This window comes from Myxococcaceae bacterium JPH2 (assembly GCA_016458225.1).
GTDB lineage: Bacteria > Myxococcota > Myxococcia > Myxococcales > Myxococcaceae > Citreicoccus.
On the sequence record JAEMGR010000019.1, the window covers coordinates 1 to 17,912 of the forward strand.

The 17,912-nt window shown below is 66.9% G+C and carries 18 protein-coding genes; 8 read left to right on the forward strand and 10 right to left on the reverse strand.

The features are described 5' to 3' along the window. On the forward strand, nucleotides 1-252 hold a 252-nt coding region (locus JGU66_25490), incomplete at its 5' end, for a transposase (GenBank protein ID MBJ6764142.1). 1,201 nt (nucleotides 253-1,453) lie between these two features. Here JGU66_25490 and JGU66_25495 read toward each other — a convergent pair. The 4 genes from JGU66_25495 to JGU66_25510 form a co-directional block, all read right to left on the reverse strand. Then, nucleotides 1,454-2,488 (reverse strand): ABC transporter substrate-binding protein, encoded by a 1,035-nt coding sequence (locus JGU66_25495; protein ID MBJ6764143.1) that lies wholly within the window; start codon nucleotides 2,486-2,488, stop codon nucleotides 1,454-1,456. Nucleotides 2,489-2,510: 22 nt separating this feature from the next. Next, nucleotides 2,511-3,293, reverse strand: a complete 783-nt coding sequence (locus JGU66_25500) for an ABC transporter permease (GenBank protein MBJ6764144.1) — start codon at nucleotides 3,291-3,293, stop codon at nucleotides 2,511-2,513. Beyond that, a complete protein-coding gene (locus tag JGU66_25505; protein MBJ6764145.1) occupies nucleotides 3,290-4,042 on the reverse strand; it encodes an ABC transporter ATP-binding protein in 753 nt (250 codons plus the stop codon). Before JGU66_25505 ends, JGU66_25500 begins: the two co-directional genes overlap by 4 nt. Before the next feature lie 133 nt (nucleotides 4,043-4,175). Further along, nucleotides 4,176-4,556, reverse strand: a complete 381-nt coding sequence (locus tag JGU66_25510; GenBank protein MBJ6764146.1) for a 6-carboxytetrahydropterin synthase — start codon at nucleotides 4,554-4,556, stop codon at nucleotides 4,176-4,178. A gap of 230 nt (nucleotides 4,557-4,786) precedes the next feature. Between JGU66_25510 and JGU66_25515 the strand changes: the two genes are divergently transcribed. The 3 genes from JGU66_25515 (at nucleotide 4,787) to JGU66_25525 (ending at nucleotide 6,990) form a co-directional block, all read left to right on the forward strand. Next, nucleotides 4,787-5,227: a VOC family protein gene (locus JGU66_25515; GenBank protein ID MBJ6764147.1), complete on the forward strand. Its 441-nt coding sequence runs from the start codon at nucleotides 4,787-4,789 to the stop codon at nucleotides 5,225-5,227. A gap of 103 nt (nucleotides 5,228-5,330) precedes the next feature. Then, complete coding sequence (locus JGU66_25520) at nucleotides 5,331-6,344, forward strand: RNA ligase (GenBank protein MBJ6764148.1); 1,014 nt, start codon at nucleotides 5,331-5,333, stop codon at nucleotides 6,342-6,344. A gap of 67 nt (nucleotides 6,345-6,411) precedes the next feature. Next, nucleotides 6,412-6,990, forward strand: a complete 579-nt coding sequence (locus JGU66_25525; GenBank protein MBJ6764149.1) for an SMI1/KNR4 family protein — start codon at nucleotides 6,412-6,414, stop codon at nucleotides 6,988-6,990. A 27-nt stretch (nucleotides 6,991-7,017) separates the two neighbouring features. Here JGU66_25525 and JGU66_25530 read toward each other — a convergent pair whose 3' ends face one another. Beyond that, nucleotides 7,018-7,695, reverse strand: a complete 678-nt coding sequence (locus tag JGU66_25530) for a helix-turn-helix transcriptional regulator (protein ID MBJ6764150.1) — start codon at nucleotides 7,693-7,695, stop codon at nucleotides 7,018-7,020. An 85-nt stretch (nucleotides 7,696-7,780) separates the two neighbouring features. On the opposite strand from JGU66_25530, the gene JGU66_25535 reads away from it, so the two are divergent. Continuing rightward, a complete protein-coding gene (locus tag JGU66_25535; protein ID MBJ6764151.1) occupies nucleotides 7,781-8,410 on the forward strand; it encodes a flavin reductase family protein in 630 nt (209 codons plus the stop codon). A gap of 51 nt (nucleotides 8,411-8,461) precedes the next feature. On the opposite strand, the gene JGU66_25540 is transcribed toward JGU66_25535, so the two are convergent. From JGU66_25540 to JGU66_25550, 3 genes are all read right to left on the reverse strand, one after another. Continuing rightward, entirely contained in the window at nucleotides 8,462-9,400 is a 939-nt protein-coding gene (locus JGU66_25540) for a DUF4382 domain-containing protein (protein ID MBJ6764152.1), read from the reverse strand. A gap of 107 nt (nucleotides 9,401-9,507) precedes the next feature. After that, a complete protein-coding gene (locus JGU66_25545) occupies nucleotides 9,508-9,993 on the reverse strand; it encodes a hypothetical protein (protein MBJ6764153.1) in 486 nt (161 codons plus the stop codon). 973 nt (nucleotides 9,994-10,966) lie between these two features. Further along, nucleotides 10,967-11,950, reverse strand: coding sequence for an acyltransferase domain-containing protein (locus JGU66_25550; protein ID MBJ6764154.1), 984 nt, complete (start codon nucleotides 11,948-11,950; stop codon nucleotides 10,967-10,969). Between the two features lie 703 nt (nucleotides 11,951-12,653). On the opposite strand from JGU66_25550, the gene JGU66_25555 reads away from it, so the two are divergent. Then, nucleotides 12,654-13,319: a cyclase family protein gene (locus tag JGU66_25555; GenBank protein ID MBJ6764155.1), complete on the forward strand. Its 666-nt coding sequence runs from the start codon at nucleotides 12,654-12,656 to the stop codon at nucleotides 13,317-13,319. Nucleotides 13,320-13,731: 412 nt separating this feature from the next. Here the strand turns inward: JGU66_25555 and JGU66_25560 are convergent, their stop codons facing one another. Continuing rightward, nucleotides 13,732-14,433 carry a phospholipase D family protein gene (locus JGU66_25560; GenBank protein MBJ6764156.1) on the reverse strand — a complete coding sequence of 234 codons (702 nt, stop codon included), beginning with the start codon at nucleotides 14,431-14,433 and terminating at the stop codon, nucleotides 13,732-13,734. A 318-nt stretch (nucleotides 14,434-14,751) separates the two neighbouring features. Between JGU66_25560 and JGU66_25565 the strand changes: the two genes are divergently transcribed. After that, on the forward strand, nucleotides 14,752-16,113 hold the full coding sequence (locus JGU66_25565) for a hypothetical protein (protein ID MBJ6764157.1): 1,362 nt from the start codon (nucleotides 14,752-14,754) through the stop codon (nucleotides 16,111-16,113). Between the two features lie 84 nt (nucleotides 16,114-16,197). Here JGU66_25565 and JGU66_25570 read toward each other — a convergent pair whose 3' ends face one another. Next, entirely contained in the window at nucleotides 16,198-16,482 is a 285-nt protein-coding gene (locus JGU66_25570; protein MBJ6764158.1) for a hypothetical protein, read from the reverse strand. Between the two features lie 229 nt (nucleotides 16,483-16,711). On the opposite strand from JGU66_25570, the gene JGU66_25575 reads away from it, so the two are divergent. Then, on the forward strand, nucleotides 16,712-17,905 hold the full coding sequence (locus tag JGU66_25575) for a hypothetical protein (GenBank protein MBJ6764159.1): 1,194 nt from the start codon (nucleotides 16,712-16,714) through the stop codon (nucleotides 17,903-17,905). The last annotated feature ends 7 nt before the right edge of the window (nucleotides 17,906-17,912 follow it).

The window sequence follows — 17,912 nt, forward strand, 5'->3', positions numbered from 1 at the left end:
GCGCACATCGCACCCGGCAAGCCCTGGCAGAACGGCACCGATGAGAGTTTCAACGGACGCCTTCGCGACGAGTGCCTCAGTATGGAATGGTTTCGCTCCAGGGCGGAGGCCAAGGCTGTCATCGAAGCCTGGCGGCAGCACTACAACCAGGTCCGGCCACACTCCAGCCTCGGCTACCTCACGCCTCTGGAATTTCGACGGAAGTGCGAAGCAGTGGTACCCAACCCATCCCAGACGGAACCTCTCTCGTAATCAGTGGCCCGAAGAATCCAGGCAGGTCAGACGGTCTCCAGTCCCTCTTTCGTCCGCAGCCCCGTAGGCAACGGCTGCGCTGAGCGCTTCATCAGTACCCTCAAGGAGCAGCTCCTTTGGGTGCGCTCTTTCGCCGCCGTCGAGCACTGGCTGCTGGAGCGCCATGACTTCCCCTCGCAGACTCAGGCCCGGCGGGAGTTCATGCAACGGCAAGCAGCCTGATTGCTACCAATCTGGTGTCTCAACAATCAGGTGCGGTACAGTTTTGACTTCCAGCTTGTCGCGCAAGAAAGCGGCAAGGCCAGGATACTATTGAAAGCATTTTGTTGACGAAATGTCGGATGCGGCCATAGTCGAATGTGGACTGACGTCCTTCAGTCCCAATGCCTGAAAAGAGAGGGCCGTAATGAACTCGATGCGCGCAGTTGTTTTGTTTGGATCTGTGCTTCTGGGTGGAGTTGCTATCGCAGGTCAAAAAATCGACTATCAAGTGTATGTCGACATCGCGAGCCGAACCGCCATGGGTTCTATGGGGAGTGCTCGAAACTCACCCGATACGCTTCAGCAGATTGCTTGTGATACCGAAGTTCGGCCCGGCCTCTATCGGGTTTCGTGCAGGGCGATGACAAGCAGTGGTGTGTATGGTGCTTGTAATTCGACGGACCCGAGAATGATAGAGACGGTCAGGTCAATCACGGACAGTAGCTATATCCAGTTTCAATGGGATGCCGCAAACGTCTGTACCGTGCTTTTGATCAGCAATAGCTCAATCATGGCGCCAAAGCTGTAGTCTCCAGCGCTGCGGATTCCCCGTTGAGTCCTGCCGCTAGTCACGCGCTGGCGGCCATTTGGCGAAGGTCCCCCGAAATTTTCATTCGAGGCCCGGCGCAGGTTGCGAAACATAGCTTCTGCGGCGTGCCCTCGGTCTGTGCGATGAACCGGGCGAAGTCGCGGGTCCTCGAGAAGGCCCCGACTCGCTCGACGGTGTGCTGGTATAGCTCCACCTCGACTTCGTCGGCGAGCTGTCTCCGGGACTGCTGTCCGCTCCGCCTCGCGCAGAATCGCGACCATCTGCGCTTCGCTGAACCGACTCTTCTTCACCGCCTGCCTCCGTCGTACCCGGAGCGGCATTCTCTCAAGCTTCAGGTGGTCCGAAAATCCTAGGGCATGTCACTATCGGCTGCTGCCGCTTCGCGCCTTCTCAGTCGCGTGCGCTGACGAACTCTGGCACCAGGTAGTCATCCGGGGCGGGAGCCTGCTCGATGGTGCCGAGATCCACGAGTTGCTGAGCCAACTGCTCCCAGCGCTTGCGGCTCATCGTTCCGAGCCCTTGGGCCCGCGTGGCTTCCGTGTCGATGAGTGGCTTCTGGGCCTCGGCCGCCGCGGCGAAGGTCTCCGCGTCCATGGTCGTGTTCAGCTTGGCCATCACCGCGTTGGTCGGGCCTGGGTTGTCCAGGTAGGTCCGCCAGCCCTCGCGCACCGCGGCCACGAAGGCCTTCACTCGCTCGGGTTGCTCCTTCCAGTACTGGCGCCGGGTGATGACCACGGCGAGGTACGGATTGAAGCCCTCCTCGGCCACCAGGAACACCGCCGGGGTGGCGCCCTGGCGCTTCGCGGCGAGGGGCTCGGCGGTGACGAAGCACTGCTGGGCGAAGTTCTTGTCCGCGAGGAAGCGCGCGACGCCTCCGTCGTAGGGCACCACCTTCACCTTGTCGAAGCCGTACTTCTTCTTGAGATAGGCCACGTACGAGAGGCCCGGCTCCAGCGCCACCGTGCCCGAGGACAGCACGTCCGCGATGTTCTTCGCCCCTCGCGAGGCGTGGGCCATGATCGCGTGCGGCGACGTCTGGTACACCGCGAACAACGGAATCACATCCAGGCCCCGGGCCCGCGCGGTGAGGATTTCATCCGCGCCGCTGATTCCGAACTCCGCCTGGCCCGTGGCCACCATCTGCTGCACCGGGGCGCCGGCACCACCGCCGAGGATCTCCACGTCGAGTCCCTGGCGCGCGAAGGCTCCTGACTCCCTCGCGGCGTAGAACCCGCCGAACTCGGGCTCCGGCACCCAGTTGAGCGCCAGCTTCACCTTGGCCGGAGTGGTTGGCTTGGGCGTGGGGGTGCTCTCCGCCGTGGCGGCCTGGGAGCCCGGCTGGGACTCCTCCTTCTGACGCGAGCATGCTCCCGCGGCCACGAGAAGCACCGCGCAACCCAACAGTTTCACGAGGCGTCCGCTCACGTTCCAATCCCTCCCAAGCGAGTCATGTTCCCTGCGCCGATGGATGCCAGCGCCGCAGCAGCCGCGCACCCGTGAGGCTCACCGCACCGAACAACACCAATCCCAGCGCCGAGGCCGCCAGCACCGCGGCGAACAGCAGATCCGTGCGCAGTTGACGGTACGCGCCCAGGACGAGGATGCCCAGCCCCGCCGAGCCCTCGGCGAAGCCCGCGACGAACTCGCCCACGATGGCGCCAATGACAGACAGGCCCGAGGCGATACGCAGCCCCGTGAACAGGTGGGGCATTGCCGCGGGCAGCTCCAGCTTCCACAGCGTGGCGAGCCGCCGCGCGCCATAGAGGCGGAACATGTCCCTCAGCGCTGGGTCCACCGAGCGCAGCCCCGTGAGCGTGTTCGCGATGACCGGGAACAGCGACACGATGAAGGACGACACCGCGACGGCTCGTGGGCCCGGGCCAAACCACAGCACCAGCAGGGGCGCGATGGCCACGATAGGCACCGTCTGCAAGAAGAGCGTGTAGGGATACAGCGCGCGCTCCACCATCCGCGAGGAGGCGAGGAGGACGGCCACGAGCACGCCCAGCACCGCGCTCAATCCGAACCCCACCAGCGCGGAGCGGCCCGTGGTGAGCGCACCACCGAAGAGCGCACGGGCCTCGTGGGCTCCCGCCATTCCAATCGCAGACGGCGGGGGCACCAGCCAGCGCGGAACCTCCAAGAGGCGCACCGTTGCTTCCCACAGGGCCAGAAGAACGACGAGCGCCACCAGCGGGGGAAGCGCCGCGCGAAGGGTCGAGCGGTTCACCAGCGCTCTCCTTGTTCCAGTGCCTCGTTGAGCAGGCGGGCCTCGCGAGCGAAGGCGGCCTCGGTGCGCAGGGATGCGTTGCGCTCCGCGGGCAGCTCTAGCGTTCGGTCCAGCACCACCCGCGCGGGTCGTCGTGACAGGACCACGGCCCGCTCGGCCAGGTAGGCGGCCTCGGAGATGGAGTGGGTGACGAAGAGCACGGTCATCCCCAGCTTGCGCCACAGGGCGCGGAGTTGATCATCCAGCCGGCCGCGGGTCAGTTCGTCCAGGGCCGCGAAGGGCTCGTCCAGCAGCAGCAGGCGAGGGTGGGTGACGAGCGCTCGCGCCAGTGACGCGCGCATGCGCATGCCGCCAGACAGCTCTGCGGGGTAGCGGTCCGTGGCATCCCCGAGCCCTACCTGTTCGAGCACCGCGCGTGCGGCGGCCTGCCGCTCCGCTTGGGGCACGCCGGTCAGCTCGAGGGGCAGCGCCGCGTTGTCCAACACCGAGCGCCAAGGCAGCAGGTGCGCGTCCTGGAAGACGTAGGCGATGGGGGCTCGCTCGCCCGGGGTGCGCTCCAGCGTCGGGGTGAAGGAGACGTGCCCGGCCTCGGCTTGGTCCAGTCCGGCCACCAGTCGCAGCAGCGTGGACTTGCCGCACCCCGAGGGGCCGAGCAGCGCCACGAACGAACCGGGCGCCACGTCCAGGTCCAGCCCGGCCAGCACGCTGACGTTGCCCGGGAAGGTGCGGCGCAGGCCCTCGACCTTCACGCGAACGCCCCCACCTCCGGAGTCGGGGGACGGGGGAGCGGGGGACGGGAGGCCAGGAGGCGCCATGCAGGGAGCGGTTCTAACCGCCCCGCTTCCGCGAGGCGAGCGCGGAGTGAGGCGTGGGCCTCGGCGGTCAGTCCCGTGCGTGGGCGTACTCGGCCTCGGGCAGCTCGCCGCCGGTCCGACGCAGGAACACGCGGTCGAGAATCACTCCCTCGGGCAGGCCCGATTCCACCTGCTTGAACACGTACTCGGTGACGCGCTCGGCGGTGCAGTTCACCGTCTTGAAGTGGGGGTGCTCGTTGAGGTTCGAGTCGTGCAGCTCCCGGCACACGCGCTCGATGATGCTCTGGAGGTCCTTGAAGTCGAGGATGACGTCCCAGTGGTTCAGTGCTGGCGCCTTCACCCAGACTCGGACCCACCAGTCGTGCGTGTGCAGGGGCTCGCGCTGGCCATCCGGGAACGTGACCGCGTGGGACGCTTTGAATTCGCCGGTGAGGCTCAAGTAGTGCATCACGATCCGCTCTGAAGTCGTGGTGGAAGATTCTGGGAGGTCGCTCGGGGCCGTTGTGGCAACGAGGCCCGGCTCGCAGCTGCTCCTCTGCGGGCGCGCCATGATAGCGCCGAGACCCCGGGGTCCGAAGACGTTCACGCTGGCGTGACCGACGATGGTGTGGCGGACGCTGGGCTCGCATCGCGTCCACGCGCGTGGAGGACGCACACCCATCGGGTATGGTCGAGGACATGGCACTTCGGCGCATGGACAATATCGGCATCGTGGTCGAGGACCTCTCGGCTGCGATTGCCTTCTTTGTCGAACTGGGGATGGAGCTGGAGGGGGAGAGTTCCGTCGAGGGGCGTTGGGTGGATCGCGTCATCGGTCTCGACGACGCCCGCGCCGACATCGCGATGATGCGAACCCCGGACGGCCACAGCCGGTTGGAGCTGTCGAAGTTCCACCACCCCGCGGCGACCTACGCCGAGCCGAAGACCGCGCCCGTGAACACGCTGGGCATCCGTCGCATCATGTTCGCCGTCGACGACCTGGCGGAAGTCCTGGGCCGCCTGCGCAAGCATGGCGCCGAGCTCGTTGGCGAGGTGGCGGACTACGAGGACCTCTATCGGCTCTGCTACGTCCGAGGCCCCTCGGAGATCATCATCGCGTTGGCAGAGCAGCTCCGTTGATGGGCCCCTTTCAGGAACCGCGCGTGGGCTGAGTCGGCGGGCGGTCTTTTCTTGGTGGGCTCGTGGGCCCACCTCGCTCACGCTCCTGCCCGTGGTGCCGACCATGCTCTTTCGTCCCTATGCCAAGATGCCTGCTGCCGGTGAGAACCGGTCACAGCCCAGCCCCGGTGGCCCTTGGATTGCCCTGGAGAAGATCCACGGCGCCCAGCTCGTGATTGCCGTCCAGGCCGGAGAGGTTCACTTCGGCAAGCGCAAGGCGTGGCTGAGTGACGACGAGCCGTTCTTCGGCTGGCAGTTGCTGCGAGCGCGCTTGGGTGACGGTGCTCGCCTCATGGTCCAGGCCCTGCGGGCCGAGCAGTCCCGCGTGTACTTCTACGGCGAACTCTTCGGCGGTCATTATCCGCATCCGGAGGTTCCTCCGGTCCCGGGACTCTCCGCCGTGCAGACGGGCATCTGGTATTCCCCTGCGTTGCACTGGGCTCCCTTCGATGTGCTCATTGCCCGCTCGGATGAGGATGAAGGACTCCTCGTCGCTCACCGAGACCTGGAGGCCGCTGCCCTCGCGGCGGGCTTGATGACGCCTCCTGTGCTTCGCCGCGGAACCCGTGCCGAGGTCGCGGCCGTTCCCACGCGCAGTCCCTCCCTCGTTCCGGCGATGCTGGGGTTGCCCTCGCTCGAGGTGAACATCGCGGAGGGCGTCGTCATCAAGAGCGAGCTGCCCGCGCCTCCGAGCGTCCGTGCCTCCAGCAAGCGGAAGATCGAAGAGTTCAACGAGGGGCGCTTTGATGAGAGCGCGGCGTGGAATCCCAACCAGCCCTTGTCTGTCGATGCGTTGGGTTCCTGGGCGCAGCGGTTGATCAACCCCGCACGCATCGCCAGCGCGTTGTCCAAGTGGGGGCGCGGGCCATTGGAGCCGCTCCTCGAAGAAGTCGTCCTTGATGTTCGAGTCGATCTGGAGTTGGCTTTTCCCTCGGCGTGTCGCGCATTGAGTCCTGTCGAGGAGGAGCAGCTCTCCACTCGCATCCGAGAAGGGGCACTTCCTCTGCTCCGCGCGGCACTCGACTTGGTCCAGCCCGTCGGGCGCGGACCCTCTGGCACCCCGCGAGACAGCTCGTAGGATGCCGCAGTGACTTTCATCGCATCCGGGTCAACCTCGCCCGGGCGCATCGCAAGGAGCATGGGACGTGGTGAGTGCAATGGAGGCCATTGAGGAACTCTGGGCGCGATTGGCGCGGGAGACGGACCTCCCCATCAAGGTCCTTGAGCTGACTCCCGTGGACGGGACCGCGCTTCGCGAGCTGGAGCGGACCTTGGGCGAGCTGCTCCCTGCCTCATATCTGCGCTTCGTCGCGCAGCATGGCCTCCTCCGCGTGACCGACCGTGCCGGAATCGAGCAGGCCCGGATGCTGAGCCCCTCCGAGGTGCTGGAGTTCCACGAGGGCTTCAAGACCTTCGTGGAAGAGGACTCGTTCGGCGACGAAGAGGATGAGCGAGAGGCGGCCCTCCTCGAACTGGAGGTCCGGCGACGGCTCGTTCCGTTCCAATACATCGCGGACCCGTATGTGAATAACTTCTACAGCTTCGACACGGGGCTGCGTCAGCCCTCGGGCCCGCTCATCATTCAGGCCTACCACGACGACTATGACCTGGCGTCGTGGCTGCTGAGCGATGCTCCGGACACTTCGAGCTGCACCTTTGACTTCGACGAGCACCTGCGCTGGGTCTTGAAGGCATGTGCGGGCGAGGGGAAGTGGGGGCGGTAGCTCGCCGCTCGTGAGGGACGGGTTGGCTCACGGCCAGGACAGGCCCAGCTCGCGCTCGAAGCCCTGTCGTCCCTCGACGGTGAGCCTCACGCCTCGGCCTTCCGTGCGCCGCGCGAGCCACCGCATCGCGAACAGGCGATCCGCCAGCGCGGCGCCCAGCGCACCACCGATGTGGGCGCGGCGCTCGCTCCAGTCGAGGCAGCGCTTCGCGAACGCGCGCTTGCCTCGCGACAAGGACTCCAGGTCCACGCCCCAGTGGGCGACGAAGTTTGTGCCCGGGGGCGTCAAGGCGAAGCCGTCCTCGCTGGCCTCCAGGAGTCCGCGTCGCTCCATCCCTTCCGCGAGGGCGACGCCCAGCGTACCCGCCAGATGGTCGTAGCAGGTCCGCGCGAAGCGCAGCGGCTCTGGCGTGCTCACGGGCGCGGCACGCAGGGGGACGAGCAGGCCGAGCGCCTCCAGCGCACGTGCCACCTCCGGGCCCGCGAGACGGTAGTAGCGGTGACGCCCCTGGGCCTCCACGCCCAGGAGCCCGCCGCTCAGGAGCTTCGAGAGGTGTCCGCTCGCGGTCTGCGGCGAGATGCGCGCGTCGCGTGACAGCTCGCCTGCCGTGCGGGCGGGCCCTTCCATGAGGCGCGACAGCATCATCGCTCGCGCGGGGTCTCCGATGAGCGACGCCAGGTGCGCCAGGTCGACAGGGTGGGGCATGGCGCGAGGCTGGGCCACCTGCGGGCGAGGATGCTTCGGCATGGGCCGAAACATCTCAGTCCACGCGGGCCGTAGGGAAGCGCGCATGACCGTGCTTCCCCCTCATCGTGTGATTGCTCCTCGCATCCTCTACTTCGGCACTCCCGTGGTGCTGCTGAGCACGCTCCAGGAGGATGGTTCTCCCAACCTGAGCCCGTTGTCTTCCGCGTGGGCCTTGGACGATCGGTTGGTGCTGGGGCTGGGCGACATGGGGCAGGGCCTGGCGAACCTGAAGCGCACGCGTGAGGCCGTGGTCAACCTGCCCAGTGCGGCACAGTGGTCTCAGGTGGAGGCCTTGGCGCCCACCACGGGCCGCAATCCCGTGCCCGAGGCAAAGCTCGCGATGGGGTACTCCCACGAGCCGCGCAAGTTCCAGCGCGCGGGCTTCACGCCCATCGCTTCAGAGACCGTGGCCCCGCCTCGCGTGGGTGAGTGTCCGCTGCAACTGGAGGCCGTCCTGCTGAACGTCCACCCGGCGACCGCGCTTCCGGGGGAAGTCGATCCAGGGTTCGCCATCGTCGAGCTGCGGGTGACTCGGGTGCATGCGCACGAGCGCATCACCGTGCCCGGGACTCACCATGTGGACGTCGAGCAGTGGCAGCCGCTGCTCTATGTCTTTCGCCACTACATGGGCACGAGTCCGGGACTCGGGCGCAACTTTCGAGCGGAGACATGACGACTGCTTCGGCCCGCGGAATTGGCTCCGCGAGCCGAAGCGCTTCAATGGCTAGCGCGCCACCGAGGTCAACGTGAACGCGGCCGAGGACTCCGCGCCCGAGCCGACCGTGGCGGTCAGCGGATGGGCCGGCTCCGTGGCGAAGCTCACGCCCGTGGGCGCCACCACATCCACCTGATAGCTGCCCGGCAGCAGGAACTTGAAGTCCGCCACGTAGACGCCATCCGTGCCCGCGGCGAAGGCGAGGGTCTCCTTGCTGCCCAGCTCGTTGGTCAGCACCGCGGAGAACGCGCTGAGCTGGACCTGTGCATCGCCCACGCCGGGGAGCGTCACGCCCGCACCCAGGCGCAGCGTGGCCTTCACGTTGCCCGAGAACTGCAGGTCCGCGCCCTTGATGACCGGTCCCATCACCCAGCGATCGGAGTTGCCCGCCACATGCCCGAAGCTCTGGGCCACGTCGAAGTCCACGAGGATGACCTTCTGCGTGTCCTCGCTCGTGATGGTGACGTCGGCGTCCTTGTCGAACTTGACCTTGAGGCCGGAGCTGGCGGCGCTCGGCATCTGAAGCTCCCCGTCCACGTGCGTGCCGGCGGGCAGGCCCTCGTAGTTCGCGGACGTCGCGTAGACACGGCTCTCGCCCGACGACTGCTTGACCTGGACGTAGCCTCCCGTGATGACGAAGCGCATCTCGCGATAGGTCCCGGTGGGGACCTCGGCGTCCTTCACCAGGTCCGCGGCGTCGTTGGCCAGCGTGAGCAGGTTGGTCGTCACCGGCGAGTCCAAGAGGACGACGTCGCCCTTGGAATCGCCCTCGGTGCTCCCCTTCAGATAGACCTTCGAGATGGTCACCACGGCCTTCTCGAACGAGTCGCCCGGCGCATCGGTGAGCTTCACGGTGACACGCGCCTTGGAGCTGTCACCACAGGCCGCGATGCACAGGAGGCTCGTCGCCAGCAGAAGGGAGGAAGCGAGGTGTCGCAGGTTGGTCATGGGCAATGACTCAGATGATGCGCGGGCGGCTCGGTGAGCTGCCCGCGTGGGTGGTACCGCTTGAAACAAGAGTGGGGGCGTGAGTCTTGGGTGCTACGGGGGAGGCATCAGCCGAGGACCGGCGAACACTGCCCCTCGATGCACACCATTCGGTCGCAGCAGGTCGAGCCGCCCTGGGAATCACACTCGGCGCCTTGCGGGAGGCAGGCCGAGCCCGCGTCTTCTCCGCCGCCGGAGCCCGCATCCACCTCGGAGCTTCCCCCGTCGGTCGGCGTGCCGGCGTCGCCGCCGCAAGCGCCCAGGGTGTCGCCGTGGCGCAGGTGCGCCTTCACGGCGGGCTCGCCCACGGTGATGGTGTGCGCATTGGCGGGATTGCCCGGCGGAATGTGGCACACGGTCACGTGCTCGGTGCCTCCCGAGCCACCGTCCGTGGCGCCGCGCCCATCGTTGTTCGCGACGCCGGGCGTGGCCCCCAGGTTGGCGCCTCCCGTGCCCAATTCGGAGTCCGCCCCGGCACTCCCACCACATCCGCTGGCGAGCAGCGCGAACAGCGCCCCCAGGACAACGGTCGAGTTCATTGGCCGCATGCGCATCGAGATCCTCCTCAAGTGAGACGAGACGATGTTCGTCACCGCGACGTTCGCGGTGGCGCCCTCCCCGGGGGAAAAGACCGAGTCGAGCGCGGAACGGCCACGCCGCGCCGACAAGTCCGCTGACACGACACAATTCGTCTCCTGCTTGCTCGAATCTCACCGCGCTTGTGGGTGCGATTGCGCTCCGCGCCACAGTTGCCGTGGCCCACGTTTCTGCACTCGACTTCGCGCGCGAGGTGCGCGCGTGGATTGACGTGGCATCCGGCTCGCCGGGCTCGGCTTGAAGTCCCAGGGCGGCGACAGCGATGGCTTGGAGGACGTCTCGCTGACGCTGGAGGCCCGGGACCGCGCGGCAAGGCCAGGACGCGAGTCCGTGGTCCATCGGGCAGCGCGTGGGGAGCGTGCTCCGGGATCCGCGGTCGCGGTTCTTCATCACGTCGCGGAGCATCGGCTCTATTGCCTGGCTGGAGTCCTCGACAAGCTCATCCACATGCGTCAGGGGCGCATCGTGGAGCTCTTCGCTCGCCTAGCCTTATTGGCCGCAACGGCTCGGGGAGGACGACGTTCGCGCGGGTGGCCACCGGGCTGATGGCTCAGCGCACGGGGTGGGTCCGTCATGCCGATTGTCGCTCGACTCGCTTCACACGCTCGAAGCGCACGACTCCGCGGCGGCGTGGCGAGGCGTGACGCCGCGGTCGTTCAAGCTCGCGAGCTTCAAGTGCGATCCCATGATCCTGCTCCTCTCAGGCGCGGCCGAGGCCGTTGAGGGACTGGAGTCTGCGGGCGCGCGGCGCAAGGGCTACACGAGTGTCTGTCCGGGCAGATCCGCCGACCCGCGCGGTGGACAGCGTCCATCCAGTGGCTCGCGTGTCAGCCCGCGCCCGTGGTCGAGGAGTTGGACGCGAGCAGGTTCCTCGCGCCCCTCGTCCCAAGCACGCTGCACCGCTTCGTGGCCGCGTAGCGGCCTTGCACCTCAAGCGGCTCGGAGCTTGTCGAGCACGCGGTCCATCGCGGCGGCCTCGCGGCCGAACGGCGAGCCGATGGCCTGGACGCTGGAGGCAGAGCCGCGCACGTTCGCGTTGACGAGGTTGGCGATCGTTCCCGAGGGGGTGACGTCCACGTACCGGAACGGTCCTCGCGCTTCGATGCGGAGGACGGTGTCGCGCAGGCGCATGGGGTCGAGCGCCGCGCGCAGCAGGTGCGTGGCGGTGGGCTGCTCGACGGGGCCCGCGGTCCGACTGGAGTACACCGGGACTTGGGGCGGCATGAACCGCAGCGGAGCGAGCGCGGCTTCCACGTCGGGAGGGAGCGGCTCCACCCAGCTCGAATGGAACGGCTGGCGAACGGGGAGCCGGCTGTAGAGCAGGTCCTGGGCGCGCAGGTGCGCCTCGACGTCGGCCATCCACATGTCGGGGACGGCGATGACGTAATGCGTGGGCCCGAGCACGCCAGCCAACGTGGCGCGCCGGCCCAGCACGGGCGAGTCCGTGAAGGTCTTGGGATTCGCGATGACGGCGAACATGCCGCCCGCGCGGCAGCCGCGGTTCAGCGCGATGGCCTGTCTTCCCAGCGCGGGGACGATGTCGTCGAACGCGAGCACACCCGCGATGGCGCAGGCTGCCGCCTCGCCCAGGCTTACGCCCAGCACCGCCGCGGGGCGCACGCCGGCCTCGATGAGCGCGGAGGCCAGCGCGTACTCGTAGAGGAAGATGGTGGGGTGGGTGAGTTCCAGGTCGTCGAAGTTCTCGCTGGCCCGATGCTCGACTTCGTATAGCTCGTGGAGGATGGAGCGCCCGGTGATGGGGCGGAGCAGCGCGTCGCCGCGCTCCATCCAGTGCCGGAACGTGGCGTTGCGCTGGAAGAGTTCCTCACCCATCCGGTAGAGCTGCGAGCCCTGTCCTCCGAAGAGGAGGACAATCCCCCGTGGGTCGTTGCTCGTGCGTGTGTCGGCAGTCATCTCGCGGTCTCGTGGATGCGGGCGGCGACCCGGCCTGTGCTGCGGAAGGCCTGGGTGGTCAGCGCGAGCGCCAGCAGTCCTTCCCACCATGCGAAGCGTGGCAGGGCCCGGATGGAATCATCCAGGTGGCTGTCATGCAACCACTCGAGACGTGGCTTGAGTGGCAGGCGACTTGTCGGGGGCGGTCTCCTTCGTATGCAGCAGCTTGCTCATGAAGACGCCCGGGATGAACTCCATGACGATCACATCGGGACTGCACCACTGGGAGACGACCTGGGGACATAGAGGTCGCGATGCTCGCGCAGCGTCTGGCGGAACGCGGTGCGCGCGGTGGCCATGGGCACGGCCTCGAACCCGGATCGGTGGGGAACAGGGCGTTGCGCAGCGCCAGCAGTTGCCCGAACTCGACGATGATGTCCCCCAATTCGTCCGAGGGGCCGCGAACGATGGCCCCGCGCTCCGCCGGCGAGGTGCGCACCGGGTTGGACGGTCGGGCCCACGTCGACAGGAGCGCATTCACTACCACGCGACGACGGCGCTCCGCGTCTGCCGTCAGCTCGGCGAGCTCCGCGCGCGCCGAGTCAAGCGGTGGGGGAGCGTCAAGGTCGGGAGCGACCGGCCCGTGGCCTCCTGGCCGAGCAAGGGGGCGGAGCTTCACGCGGGAGGACGCGGGGCGCCACGTGGATGCGCAGCATGGAGTCTCATGGAGACCGCTGCCATCACGGACACACGCACGGGCGAGCAGGAGTGGAAGGACATCTCCGTGCCCCTGCGAGATGGGATGTTGCATTGGCCGGACAACCCAGAGGTGAATGTCACTCGGACGTTGTCCCTGTCACGGGGCGATGACGCCAACGTGTCCAAGATCTCGCTGGGCGTGCACACGGGGACGCATGTCGACGCGCCCGTCCACTTCATCCCTGGAGCGGCGGGCGTGGACTCACTCCCACTGGTGAGCACGGTGGGCGTGGCGCGGGTGCTGGAGATCTCGGATCCACGCGCCATCCGGGTGGAGGAGTTGCGCCGCCACGACATCCAGGCGGGGGAGCGCATCTTGTTCCGCACGGCGAACTCGTCGCGTGACTGGCCGCGCGCGGAGTTCCGGCCAGACTTCGTGTACCTGTCCTTGGACGGCGCGCGCTACCTCGCGGGGCTGGGCGTGCGCACGGTGGGCATTGATTACCTGTCCATCGGCAGCGCGGAGGAGGGCGAGCCCACGCATCGGGCGCTGCTCGACGCGGGGGTGTGCATCATCGAGGGCTTGGTGCTCTCCCAGGTGCCGGCGGGCACCTATGACCTGGTGTGTCTGCCTTTGCGCCTCGAAGGGGGTGACGGGGCTCCAGCGCGCGCCATCCTGCGGCGCCGATAGGGCCGCGTGTCCTCGAGTGCCCTACGACGGACTTGGCCAGTGCCGCTTCACCGGAGGAGCGAGGTGCAAAGCGGGCTCACTGGTGAAGGGCGGGGGCATGCCCTGCCTCGACGGGGAGCGGCGCGACTCAGGAGGATGACATGGCGCTGAAGGTCTGTCTGGCAGGAGCCACGGGATGAGCGGGCTCCGAAATCGACTGCGCCTACGAGGGAAAGCCAGACGCGCCGAGCGGCACGGCCCGGGAACGGCCGGGCCGATTGTCGAAGGTGCGCCCGCCTGAAGCACACGGCAGGAAGCAGCGCGCGCCCCAACGTGGACGGAGCACTCCTGGCGATTCGCAAGGTGCCCACGCTGGTGGGCGAGCATCGTGGTCTGGACACCGTCCTGGACCAGTGACGCCGGCGCTGCCAGTTCATCCAATGGCGCGATAGCAGTCCCGGCAGAGTGGCTTGTTCATGCTGGACGGGTGATCACTGCCGCAGGAGTGACAGAAATCATCCTGGTAGTCTGGATTGCCCCAGTCCGCCCATTCGTCGTAGCAGTCCCTGCAATAGGGTTTGTCTGCCTTCAGCGTGATCTCCTCTGCGCATCGAATGCAGTAGCCCGTTGTTCGGGTGCGCCGCGCAGCGGCAGGGGGCGCGGGCCTGGGGGCCTTCTTCTCTCGCGCGGTTGACTGGCGCGCGTGGGGGACGATTTCGCGCCGGATGAAGGCTTCCGCCTGCTTCACCGCCTCTTTGTCGTGTGAGCACAGGCCCACTTCAATGGTGTTGAGAAAGGACGAGGCGAGCAGGTTGAGCGACGTCACGAGTGCCGTCGACTCAGAGAGATACAGTTTGGCGTGCAGGCCCGGCACTCCATAGAGCCGCAGTCCGGCCTTGAGGAGTGGCTGGAGTGCTTCGAGCCAATCCTTGCGAGGCTGTGTTTGGTCATCCTCGCGAACGAAGAGCATCACCTTCACTTTGCGGGCGAGTGCCTCACTCAGCGCTCGGCCAACCCGATCCTCTGCTGCCAAGGTTGTATAGGGGCTCACCAGCACCACTCGGTCACGCGCGTCGCGGATGAGGGCGAGCAGCCGACTGATGGTGTCCTCAGTATTGATGAGTCGGAAGTCCAAGGGTTCCTCGGAATGCGAGAAGCCGCATGGTGCCAGTTCATCGGGGGGAAATGGAGGGCGATGCGTTGTCTGGAGTGCAGTGCCGTACGGTGGACCCTGGCTCGCTCTTGCGCGCTGACGGGTGTTCCGATGGGACGGTGACGTGCGACCCAGGCACGGCTGTTCGCTGGGTGGGTCATCGGGAAACCTCGCGCCGACCGGGAGGCTCGGTCCTTGGCGCGAGGGTTCATCATGCGAGTTGTGCTCTTCCTCCTCGGTGTCGTCGTATTCGGTGCGGGTTGCGGGCCGTGGGCGCAACCGCCGCTCGAACCCGACTCCTTGCCCCCTGACGCCACGGCGACGGGGACCGAGCACCACGAAGAGTTGACCTGGATCCGCCGGTCCGTTGGGACCCCGTTCCACGACACGTATGCCTCCGACGTGGCCACGGATGCGGCGGGGTGCAGCATCCTCGTGGGCACCTACGAGGGCGCTCCGGACCTCGGTGGTGGCCCATTGCCCGCCGTCGTCTCCGAGAACGGCACCAACGCCTTCATCGCGAAGTACGGGCGTGATGGCCACCTGCTGTGGGCCCGCGGTTTTGGCTCCGCGCCGGGAACCTTGTTCCCGGAGACGTACTTGGAGGTCGTGGTCGCGGACCGCCACCGGAACGTCACCGTGCGCGGCTTCTCGTCGGATCCAATGGAGCTCGGTGGGCACTCGCTCCAAGGGTTCTTCCTGGCGCAGTTCTCCTCGGAGGGCGCGGTGCGCTGGGTTCGGCCGTTGCGCGGCAGCTTCGATGGCTCTCCCGGGCTCGTCGTCGACTCCCATGACGACCTCATCCTCGCGGGAGGCGTGGACGGCCCAGCGGACTTTGGCGGCGGACCTCGCGAGGCCTCTCCGATTGAAGGGTTCATCGTGAAGTACTCACGCAACGGCACGTGGCGGTGGGACCGCGTCTTCGACACGCAGGACAGCAGCACCTTCGGAGGCGTGGCCGTCGACGCGCTCGACCATCTCTACGTGGTGGGCTCCTTCGATGGCGACGCGGACTTCGGTGGCGGAGTGCTTCACCCCGTGCGCCCCGGGACCGAGACCGCCGTGGTCGCGCGATTCACACCGACGGGCGCGCATGTGTGGTCTCGCACGCTGGAGTCGATGACCGACCTGACTCGCTTCGACACGGTCGACGTGGTGGGGCGCAGGGTGGTGATGGGCGGGCGATATGCCGGCCAGTTCGAGTTCGCCGGCCGCCCGTTCATCGCGCGCCCTGACGGAGCCTCCGGCGTGGTGCTCGCGATGACGCGAGAGGGCACCGAGGTCTGGGGCCAGACTTTGGGCACCTGGCTGTGGCGGGTGCGAGGCGACGCCGCGGGAACCGTGACGCTGCTCGGGCCGGCGGCTCCGGGCGATGACGTTGGAACGGGGCCCTTGCCCTCCACGGCGCCGCTCTATCTTTATGTCAGTGAACTCCAGACCCAGGGTGGTGCACGTGTTTGGGTTCGCACGTTCCCCGGAGGCCATCTGTCCTTCACGAGCCTGGCGCGCGAACCGGCTGGAGCGCTCGTGCTCGCTGGAGAGTTCAACGGGCCGGTGGAGTTGGGGAGCGAGACGCTCGTGCCCACCACGCCGGGCTTCTACGACGCGCTCCTGTGGCGAACGTTCGAGCGCTCCCGGCGCGTGAAGCTCCGGGAGCAATGAGCCCACGAGCGCCGCCGCTCGTGGGTGCACGACGAGGGAGGGGACTTCCACGCGATGGCGCGTGAAAGTCCCGCTCGGTTCAGCTCAGCAGCCGCAGAGGCGGATGCGCTGGGTGGTGCAGGCGCCGGCCGCCGTGCAACACGTGTGGGTGTAGATCTGGAAGTGGTCGTTGGGGCCCAGCTCGCACTGCCCGACGCGACACTCGCCGTAGGTATCCGTGCACGTCACGGCGGACTGCGACACGTCACCGGCGGGCGCCTCGGTCTGGCTCGCCTCTCCGGTGGTCTCGGGCTCCATCTCCATGGCGGCACCGCCGCACCCGACGACCGCGAATACCGACATGCACAGCGCCCAGCGCAAGGTCTTCATCCTGTCTGCCTCCTGACCGCCCGCTCCATGCGGGTTACTTGGCAGTACGGACAGTCCGGCGTCTATTGCAATGAGAGTGGATAGGCGATGGCCGAAGAACTGCTCGCGGAGCCTGGCGGGTAGAAATTGCGCCAGGGGGTGGCCGGGGGACGCATGCAGCCTTGCGTTGGAATGCACCGTGGTCACACCTATGCTTCGCGCAGTTCCCGTGCTCGCCCCCTGAGGACCCATGGCCCCCACGAACGTCAACAACAAGCCGTCCGTCTTCACTCCCCCGCGAACGACCCAGACGCAGCAGCCCAAGGCGGCCGAGACGGAGACGGCGCAGGCGGCGACGAAGGCCCATGAGACGAAGCCCGCCGAGACCACGACACCGGCGAAGAAGGACGATTATGCGGGGAAGAAGGACCCCGCTGTTCAGGCGGGCAAGCCCCACATGGAGTCCACCCTCGACCATGCCGCCGTGGGCTTGAACAAGGCGGCGAAGAAGCCTGCTGTCCTCCAGCGGCGCAACAGCGCGGACCTGACGAAGCTTCAGCAGGGCGCCGAGGAGATGCGCCGCACCCTGAATCCTCAGACGCGCATCGAGCCTTCGCCGCACATCAAGAAGATCTGCGACGCCATCAATCAGCAGGTCCCCAGTGCGAAGGTGCTCCACTACATCGATCAGAGTCAGAACCCCATCATGTCCAACCCGGAGGTCAAGAGTGCCTTCGCCGAGGGCTCTGAAGGGGTTTGCAGCTACATGACGACGCAGTGGATCCGCATGAACGAAGCCGCCCCGAGTGCGGCCAAAGGCGTGGAGGCGTTCTCCGAGTTGGTGGAGCACAAGTTTGGCAACCTGATCATTGGCCAGCATCAGGAAGCAGAGATGATCACCAATCTCAAGAGTGAGCTGGCGTCCAACATCAAGACCGAGGTCGCCCAAGCCAAGAAGTTGAAGGGTGAGTTGGAGACTGCGCTCAAGACCCACGGGGATACCTCGCCTGAAGTGAAGGATCTGGTGGGCAAGCTCAATGCCAGCTACGACAAGCTCGACAACTACGAGAAGGAACTCGACGCCGTGAGCAACCACATGCGCCGCGGCGAGTTGGTCCACAAGGGAACCATGAGCGAGCTTGCCACCAACCTGGCATCGACGCCTCTGGAGAACGGGTACTACCGCCTGAGCATGACGCCGAAGAAAGACTTCAAGTGGGATGGCGATGAATCCGGGCACGTGGTGGGAATGCACAAGACAGACACCACGTGCCGATTCATGGACGCGAACACCGCCGAGTGGGAAGTTCCCAACCCGTCCGACCTGAACAAGATCGCCAACGAGCACGTCAAGAAGATGTACACGTCCAGCTTCTTCAACTCCTCGGGAAGTGGCTTCAACGCTGGAGATTACGAATTGCGTCGCGTCTCCACGACGTCGTAATCCCTGG

Bases quoted from the DNA above. Each gene is read 5' to 3' on its own strand.
- JGU66_25575 (MBJ6764159.1), top strand. From the start codon at position 16,712: ATGGCCCCCACGAACGTCAACAACAAGCCGTCCGTCTTCACTCCCCCG.
- JGU66_25515 (MBJ6764147.1), top strand. From the start codon at position 4,787: ATGGCACTTCGGCGCATGGACAATATCGGCATCGTGGTCGAGGACCTC.
- JGU66_25535 (MBJ6764151.1), top strand. From the start codon at position 7,781: ATGACCGTGCTTCCCCCTCATCGTGTGATTGCTCCTCGCATCCTCTAC.
- JGU66_25510 (MBJ6764146.1), bottom strand. From the start codon at position 4,556: ATGCACTACTTGAGCCTCACCGGCGAATTCAAAGCGTCCCACGCGGTC.
- JGU66_25530 (MBJ6764150.1), bottom strand. From the start codon at position 7,695: ATGCCCCACCCTGTCGACCTGGCGCACCTGGCGTCGCTCATCGGAGAC.
- JGU66_25545 (MBJ6764153.1), bottom strand. From the start codon at position 9,993: ATGCGCATGCGGCCAATGAACTCGACCGTTGTCCTGGGGGCGCTGTTC.
- JGU66_25520 (MBJ6764148.1), top strand. From the start codon at position 5,331: ATGCTCTTTCGTCCCTATGCCAAGATGCCTGCTGCCGGTGAGAACCGG.
- JGU66_25570 (MBJ6764158.1), bottom strand. From the start codon at position 16,482: ATGAAGACCTTGCGCTGGGCGCTGTGCATGTCGGTATTCGCGGTCGTC.
- JGU66_25550 (MBJ6764154.1), bottom strand. From the start codon at position 11,950: ATGACTGCCGACACACGCACGAGCAACGACCCACGGGGGATTGTCCTC.
- JGU66_25555 (MBJ6764155.1), top strand. From the start codon at position 12,654: ATGGAGACCGCTGCCATCACGGACACACGCACGGGCGAGCAGGAGTGG.
- JGU66_25540 (MBJ6764152.1), bottom strand. From the start codon at position 9,400: ATGACCAACCTGCGACACCTCGCTTCCTCCCTTCTGCTGGCGACGAGC.